A 6,367-nucleotide genomic window follows, 5' to 3' on the forward strand; every position below is an offset into this window, starting at 1 on the left:
GCTACCTCGCCGGCCTCCACCTCCGCGCCGCAATGATCTGGATCGACGACCTGCTGAAAACCGCCGAATGATCACGACATCACACAGGCCCTAGGCCAGCGTCCCCAGCGGGTCGTCGAGCACCGGCTGCCAGGCCAGCTCCGCCGCGCCGACCAGGCTGTTGTGGTCCAGGGTGCACGGCAGGATCGGTACGCCCCCGCTGCGCCCCCACAGGCTGCGGTCCGCGACCACCGCGCGCAGCCGCTCCGGATCCGCGGACAGCAGTTCCCGGTGCAGCCCGCCCAGGATGATCCGGTCCGGGTTCAGGATGTTCACCAGGCCCGCGAGGCCGAGCCCGAGCCGGTCGATCAGCTCCTCGGCGGCCGCCCGTACCGCCGGCTCCGCGTACTCCGTGCTCAGCAGATCGCGCGCCTGCTGGAGCAGCGACACCTCTGGGCCCGGCGTGCGGCCCGCCGCGGTGAGGAAGGCCAGCGGGTCCGCCTCCACGTCCAGGCAGCCGCGGCCGCCGCAGTGGCAGGGCCGCCCCTCAGGATTCACGGTGAGGTGGCCGACCTCCAGCGCCAGGCCCGAACTCCCGCTGTGCAGGCGGCCGTCCAGCACCAGGGCGCCGCCCACCCCGCGGTGCCCGGTGGCCACGCACAGCAGGTGCTGCGCGCTGCGCCCCGCGCCGTGCCGGTGCTCGGCCAGCGCGGCCAGGTTCACGTCGTTCCCGGTCAGCGCCGGGCCGTCGATCCCGGCCGCCTTCACGCACTGCGCGAAGACGGCCCGTACGGGAGAACCGGGCGGCCAGGCCAGGTGCAGCGGGTTCAGCGCCGTACCCTCCGGCTCCGCGACCGCGGACGGCACCGCGAGCCCCGCGCCGATACAGCGGCGGCCGGTCTCCGCGAGCAGTGCGGCCCCGGCGTCCACCACCGCGCCGAGCACCTGCGCCGGGTCGGCGGACACGGTGATCTTGCCGGGGGCCGTGGCCACGATCCGCCCGCCGAGGCCGACCAGGGCGGCCCGGAAGCCGTCCGGGTGGACCTGCGCGGCGAGCGCCACCGGGCCGTTCTCGTCGATCGAGAGGCGGTGCGAGGGGCGGCCCTGGGTCCCGCCCGCGCCGCGCCCCTGGGTCCCGCTCGCGCCGCCGGGCCGGGAGTCGACCCGGATCAGCCCGAGCGCCTCCAGCTCGGCGGCGACGGCTCCGGCGGTGGCGCGGGTGACGCCGAGCTCGGCCGTCAGGACGGCCCGGGTCGGGGCACGGCCGGTGTGGACGAGCTCCAGCGCCGGGCCGAGGGCGCCGCGGCCCCGTTCCAGCTTGGTCCTCGTGGAAGCAGAAGCAGTGGACACCGTGGTCACATCCCCCACCCGCGGCGGGGCCCCGTTGCCGTTCATGACCCCGATCCTCGCATGATCGGGGGGTCCGGGGCGCCGCCCGCTAGCCGAGGCCGCCGACCCGGAGGGTGATGTTCAGCCGGCCGGTCAGCCCGAGCCCTTGCGGGGCCGTGCCCGGCAGGACCTTCGGCACCCCGTGGTAGGCCAGTCGGCTCGAATCCCCGAAGACGAACAGATCCCCGCTGCGCAGCTCCACGTCCCGGTACGGGCGACCGCGCGAGGCGGTGTTCCCGAAGCGGAAGACGCAGCTGTCGCCGAGGCTGAGGGAGACGACCGGGGCCCCGGACTTCTCCTCGGCGTCGCGGTGCATGCCCATGCGGGAGTCGCCCTCGTAGAAGTTGATCAGTGCGATGTCGTACGCGGCCCCGGGCTCCAGGGGCTCCCCGTACGCCGCGGCGACCGCCTCCCGCCCCAGCTCGGCGAGCCAGTGCGGCATCGGCTTGACCGGCGCCCCGTCGCCGTCGACGGCGGTGCTTGCGTAGCCGTACGGGTACCAGTGCAGTCCGAGGCACACCTGCCGGGCGGTCATCGTGCCGCCGCCGGGGGTGTGGACGGTGCGCAGCCCGGCGGGCGGCCGGGCCCATGCGCGGCAGGCCGCGAGCAGCTCCCGCTGCCTGTCGTCCCCGAGCCAGTCGGGCACGTGCACGGCGCCGGGGGCGATCACGGTCCGCTCGCGCGGGAAGAGTTCCCCGTTCATCAATCCATTGTCCGGTGTGTGGCCGTGGCCCGGCTGGCAGAATCCCGACATGGAGATCACCACTTTCGTGAAGACGCTCGAACGGGACGGGCAGCTGCTCGCCGACCTGGCCGAACAGGCCGGTACGGATGCCCTCGTGCCCACATGTCCGCAGTGGCGGGTCGCCGATCTGCTGCGGCACACCGGATCCGTGCACCGCTGGGCGGCCGGGTTCGTCGGGGAGGGGCTGCTGGAGCCGTCGGCGTTCCCGGACGCGCCGGAGCTGGTCGGGGCGGAGCTGCTCGCCTGGTTCCGGGAGGGGCACGCGGCCCTGGTACGGACCCTGGTCGAGGCACCGGCCGATGTGCAGTGCTGGACGTTCCTGCCGACCGCCGCGCCCTCGCCGCTGGCGTTCTGGGCGCGCCGGCAGGCCCATGAGACGGCCGTGCACCGGATGGACGCGGAGGCGGCGCTCGGGGTCGCCTTCTCTCCGGTGGAGCCCGAGTTCGCGGAGGACGGGGTGGACGAGCTGCTGACGGGCTTCCACGCGCGGCCGCGCAGCCGGGTGCGGACCCCGGAGCCGCGGGTGCTGCGGGTGCGGGCCGCCGACACGGGAGCGGTGTGGACCGTACGCCTGTCGACGGAGCCGGCCCGCACGGTGCGGGGCACGACGGACGACCCCGTGGACTGCGAGGTGACCGGCGAGGCGGCCTGGCTGTACGCGGCGCTGTGGAACCGGCTCCCGCTGGTGGGTCCTGGGGTGACCGGCGATCCGGGGCTGGCCCGGCTGTGGAGCGAGACGGCCGGGATCTGAGACCGGCGGCGCGGGGCGGGCTGGAGCGGGACGGCGCCGGTCGGGGGCGGCGCGGGCGGGCATGGTGCGGACCGTCTTGTGACGGACTGTGCCCGATGTGACACTTCACGCATGGGGCGACACACTCAGGCGGACCGCGACGCGATCACCATCGAGATCGGCTATGCCGTCGTCAGCGCCTGCTTCGCGGCCGCCCTCGCCTTCGGCGCGGTGTACGGGCCGGCGTGGGCGTTCTCGCTGTCCCGCGCGGCGGACCGGGTCCTGGCGGTGGCGGGCGGCATCGTGGCGGCGGCCGTGTTCGTGCTCCGGGTCACGCACCTCCTGTGGCGCTTCGCCCGCCGCCCCGAGAACGACGGCCGATAGGGCGTTCGGTAGGGTCGGCTCCCTCAACGATCACGGGGGATCTTCGATGTCCACTTCCACAGTGCGGGGCGCGGCGGTGCTCGCCGTGGCCCTGGCGGCCTTCACCGTCTCCTGTGGCGCGGACCCGGCTCCGCAGGCCGCCACGCCGTCGGCTTCGGCTTCGGTCTCGGCTTCGGCTCCGGGTTCGGCTTCGGCTTCGGGTTCGGCTTCGGGTTCGGCTTCGGGTTCCTCGCAAGGTGCGTCGCCGAGTTCGCAATCCCCGACCGAGCCGACCGCCCGTCCCGCCGAGCTGGTCCGGGACGCGTTCGCGGGCCTCCAGGCGACCCTGAAGGACTCGTGCACGCCGGGCAACTGCGCCTACTTCCTCGGCCGGGTCTACGACGAACTGCACCGCATGGACCGGGCGATGAAGGCGGACCCGAAGGGGCCCGGCCACTTCCCGGAGCCCATCTCCCTGATCGCGAAGCTCGACGCGGAGCTGGGCGGCGACCGGACCTTCGAGAACCTGAAGAAGCACCAGACCTCGCTGATCGGCACCCGGGACCAGATCAACACCTGGATGCAGGGCCACCCGGACGACTACCGCTGACGCGCGTCAGCCGAGCGTGGCCGCGTACCCGGTCTGGGCGCGGAACGTCCACGCCGGGGAGCTGTCCCAGGGGTTGGGCATGATCGCGCTGGTCGCGTACGCGTAGCCCGCGCCGCGGCCGAAGGCCGTGCGCAGGGTCGCGCGCATCGCCTCGGTGTCCGGGACGTCGTGGACCAGGTGCCAGAACGCCGTTCCGCTCGGGTCGAGTTCGGTGCCCGGGCGGTAGCCGTTGACGGGGTCGAAGACGTTGCCTCCCGGCCAGCCGCCGCTCGTGTAGGCCGCGTAGGTGTCCTCGTACGTGACGAAGACGTCCGCGGTCCGGTGGCCCGGCTCCAGGTAGCAGTCGGCGATGGCCGTGCCCGGGTTGTCGACGACGAGGTCGGCGGCGGCCGGGTCGACGGCGCGCATGGTGTCCTGGACGTGGCGGCGGAGCTCCGCGTAGTGGTCGCGGGTGGCGTTGCCGGGGCCGCAGTCGCGGCTGACGACGTCGAAGAAGATGCCGTCGACGTGCAGGCGGCCGTCGGGGGTCCGCAGGTAGTTGTCGACGGAGGCCTTGACGGCGGCGAGGTCGCGGTTGCCGTGGTCGGTGTGGACGTAGCCGAGGACCTTGGTCTTGTCGCCGGTGGCGGTGGTGCCGCGGCGCAGAGCGTCGGCGCGGGCCCGCCAGGGAGCGTCGAACGGGGCGTCGCCGTTCCCGGGGTTGAGGACCACGATGGAGGCGGCCGGTCCGGTGTCCGTGAGATCCGCCAGCATCCGGTCCTTCGCCCCGACGTACGCGGGAACCGCGATCTCCAAACCCCGGACGCCGGGTATCCGGGATGTGGCGGGGGGCGCGGCGGGGGCCACCGCCCCAGCCTGCTCCTCGGCGCGCGCCGGCGCGGTGGCCGCGGGTGCGGGCGCCGGGGCCGGCGCGGCCAGTAAGGCGGTGACCACGACGGCGTACAGGGCCTTCACGGCGCGGGGCATGACGGTTCCTCCGGCGGCGGCAGGGGGCGACCCGAGGAACACTAGACGGACGGGCCTTGGTTCAAGGGGCAACCGCCTGTTTTGGCCCGGGGAACTGGCGAGCGACGGGCCGCCCCCGCACATGAGTCCCCGTCAGGCCTCCCCCGGGCTCCCGCTCATACGGCCGGCAGCCCGACCCCGTGGGCCAGCTGGCCCGCTGCGTGCGTGAAGAAGGCGTCCCGGTCCTCGACGACCCGGTTGAACTGGCCGAACAGCTCGAAGGAGACGAGGCCGACCAGCTGCGCCCACGCGGCGACCAGGGCGGCCGTGACCTCCGGGGGCAGGCCTTCGGCGAAGTCGGCGGTCATCCGTACGGCTTCGGGGCGCAGGGCGGCCGGCAGCGGCGGCAGGGCGAGGCCGCGGCCCTCGTAGGCAGAGCGGAGGACGGCGATGAAGGCGTTGCCGACGCGGGATGCGGGACCGATGGTGTCCTGGGGGGCGCTGTAGCCGGGGACCGGGGAACCGTAGATGAGGGCGTACTCGTGCGGGTGCTCCAGCGCCCAGGCGCGGACGGCCTCGCAGACCGCGATCCAGCGCGCGCGGGGCGGGGCCGCGGCGGCGAGGGCGCGGGCGTCGGCCTCCTCGGCGGCGGCGCCGACGCTGTCGTAGGCGTCGATGATGAGCGCGGTGAGCAGCTCGTCGCGGCTGGGGAAGTAGCGGTAGAGCGCGGAGGAGACCATGCCCAGCTCGCGGGCGACGGCGCGCAGGGAGAGTTTGGCGGCGCCTTCGGCCGCGAGGCGGCGGCGCGCCTCGTCCTTGATGGCGGCGGTGACCTCGATGCGGGCCCGTTCCCTGGCCCCACGGACGGTGTTCATGCGGGCCAGTGTGCCACGCGGGTGGAGCACTGCCCAAGAAACGGATTGCCGATCCATTTCGAGAGCAGTGCTCTTGTTTTGGCGCACCGATCCGTGCACACTGTTCTCAAGCGAGAGCAGTGCTCTCTCAACCGCGGAAATCGACCCCGGAGGCCACCATGAACGCGCCCACGCCGTCCACCCCGTACTACGTCCAGGCCGGCCCGTTCGCCCGGCGCTTCAACGCGCTCTTCGGCAAGCTGGCGCGGATCGGCATCAGCCTGGCCGGCTCCGCCGAGCTGTCGGTCCGCGGCCGCAAGTCCGGCCAGATGCAGCGGATCCCGGTCAACCCGCACACCTACGAGGGCGCCCAGTACCTGGTCTCGGCCCGCGGCCACTCCCAGTGGGTCCGCAACATGCGCGTCGCGGGCGGCGGCGAGCTGCGCGTGGGGCGCAAGGTGCGCACCTTCACCGCCACCGAGATCACCGACCCGGTCCAGCAGGCCGCCGTCCTGCGCACCTACCTGGAGAAGTGGGGCTGGGAGGTCAACGCCTTCTTCCAGGGCGTCACCGCGAAGTCCTCCGATGCGGAACTCCAGGCGGCCGCCACCGACCACCCGGTGTTCCGGATCGCAGTGTCGAAGTGACCGCGCGCCCGACGGCGGCCGGGGCGGCCGGGGCGGCGACGGCGCGGGTGGCACGGCGACGGGCACGCGGGGCCGGAGCGGCGGGCTCCTCGGCGACGGCGGCGG

8 protein-coding genes are annotated in these 6,367 nt (G+C 74.2%); 4 read left to right on the plus strand and 4 right to left on the minus strand.

Annotated elements, in window-relative coordinates; genetic code table 11:
- Positions 1-90 precede the first annotated feature (90 nt).
- Positions 91-1,374, minus strand: a complete 1,284-nt coding sequence (locus ACFWBN_RS39425; RefSeq protein WP_385186589.1) for an ROK family protein — start codon at positions 1,372-1,374, stop codon at positions 91-93.
- Between the two features lie 43 nt (positions 1,375-1,417).
- Positions 1,418-2,071, minus strand: a complete 654-nt coding sequence (locus ACFWBN_RS39430) for an alpha-ketoglutarate-dependent dioxygenase AlkB family protein (RefSeq protein ID WP_385186591.1) — start codon at positions 2,069-2,071, stop codon at positions 1,418-1,420.
- A 49-nt stretch (positions 2,072-2,120) separates the two neighbouring features.
- Between ACFWBN_RS39430 and ACFWBN_RS39435 the strand changes: the two genes are divergently transcribed.
- From ACFWBN_RS39435 to ACFWBN_RS39445, 3 genes are all read left to right on the plus strand, one after another.
- On the plus strand, positions 2,121-2,864 hold the full coding sequence (locus tag ACFWBN_RS39435; protein ID WP_385186594.1) for a maleylpyruvate isomerase family mycothiol-dependent enzyme: 744 nt from the start codon (positions 2,121-2,123) through the stop codon (positions 2,862-2,864).
- 111 nt (positions 2,865-2,975) lie between these two features.
- Entirely contained in the window at positions 2,976-3,227 is a 252-nt protein-coding gene (locus tag ACFWBN_RS39440) for a DUF6332 family protein (protein ID WP_385186597.1), read from the plus strand.
- Between the two features lie 46 nt (positions 3,228-3,273).
- The gene (locus ACFWBN_RS39445) at positions 3,274-3,816 is read left to right on the plus strand and encodes a hypothetical protein (protein WP_385186601.1); all 543 of its coding nucleotides are present in this window, start codon (positions 3,274-3,276) and stop codon (positions 3,814-3,816) included.
- Positions 3,817-3,822: 6 nt separating this feature from the next.
- Here the strand turns inward: ACFWBN_RS39445 and ACFWBN_RS39450 are convergent, their stop codons facing one another.
- Positions 3,823-4,782, minus strand: coding sequence for a spherulation-specific family 4 protein (locus tag ACFWBN_RS39450; RefSeq protein WP_385186604.1), 960 nt, complete (start codon positions 4,780-4,782; stop codon positions 3,823-3,825).
- A gap of 155 nt (positions 4,783-4,937) precedes the next feature.
- Positions 4,938-5,636 (minus strand): TetR/AcrR family transcriptional regulator, encoded by a 699-nt coding sequence (locus tag ACFWBN_RS39455; RefSeq protein ID WP_385186607.1) that lies wholly within the window; start codon positions 5,634-5,636, stop codon positions 4,938-4,940.
- Between the two features lie 158 nt (positions 5,637-5,794).
- Here ACFWBN_RS39455 and ACFWBN_RS39460 point away from each other — a divergent pair, with 158 nt between their 5' ends.
- Positions 5,795-6,262, plus strand: a complete 468-nt coding sequence (locus tag ACFWBN_RS39460; RefSeq protein WP_385186610.1) for a nitroreductase/quinone reductase family protein — start codon at positions 5,795-5,797, stop codon at positions 6,260-6,262.
- Positions 6,263-6,367 lie beyond the last annotated feature (105 nt).

It is taken from the genome of Streptomyces sp. NPDC059989 (assembly GCF_042736975.1).
GTDB lineage: Bacteria > Actinomycetota > Actinomycetes > Streptomycetales > Streptomycetaceae > Streptomyces.

Bases quoted from the DNA above. Each gene is read 5' to 3' on its own strand.
- ACFWBN_RS39460 (WP_385186610.1), top strand. From the start codon at position 5,795: ATGAACGCGCCCACGCCGTCCACCCCGTACTACGTCCAGGCCGGCCCG.
- ACFWBN_RS39425 (WP_385186589.1), bottom strand. From the start codon at position 1,374: ATGAACGGCAACGGGGCCCCGCCGCGGGTGGGGGATGTGACCACGGTG.
- ACFWBN_RS39440 (WP_385186597.1), top strand. From the start codon at position 2,976: ATGGGGCGACACACTCAGGCGGACCGCGACGCGATCACCATCGAGATC.
- ACFWBN_RS39445 (WP_385186601.1), top strand. From the start codon at position 3,274: ATGTCCACTTCCACAGTGCGGGGCGCGGCGGTGCTCGCCGTGGCCCTG.
- ACFWBN_RS39435 (WP_385186594.1), top strand. From the start codon at position 2,121: ATGGAGATCACCACTTTCGTGAAGACGCTCGAACGGGACGGGCAGCTG.
- ACFWBN_RS39430 (WP_385186591.1), bottom strand. From the start codon at position 2,071: ATGAACGGGGAACTCTTCCCGCGCGAGCGGACCGTGATCGCCCCCGGC.
- ACFWBN_RS39455 (WP_385186607.1), bottom strand. From the start codon at position 5,636: ATGAACACCGTCCGTGGGGCCAGGGAACGGGCCCGCATCGAGGTCACC.
- ACFWBN_RS39450 (WP_385186604.1), bottom strand. From the start codon at position 4,782: ATGCCCCGCGCCGTGAAGGCCCTGTACGCCGTCGTGGTCACCGCCTTA.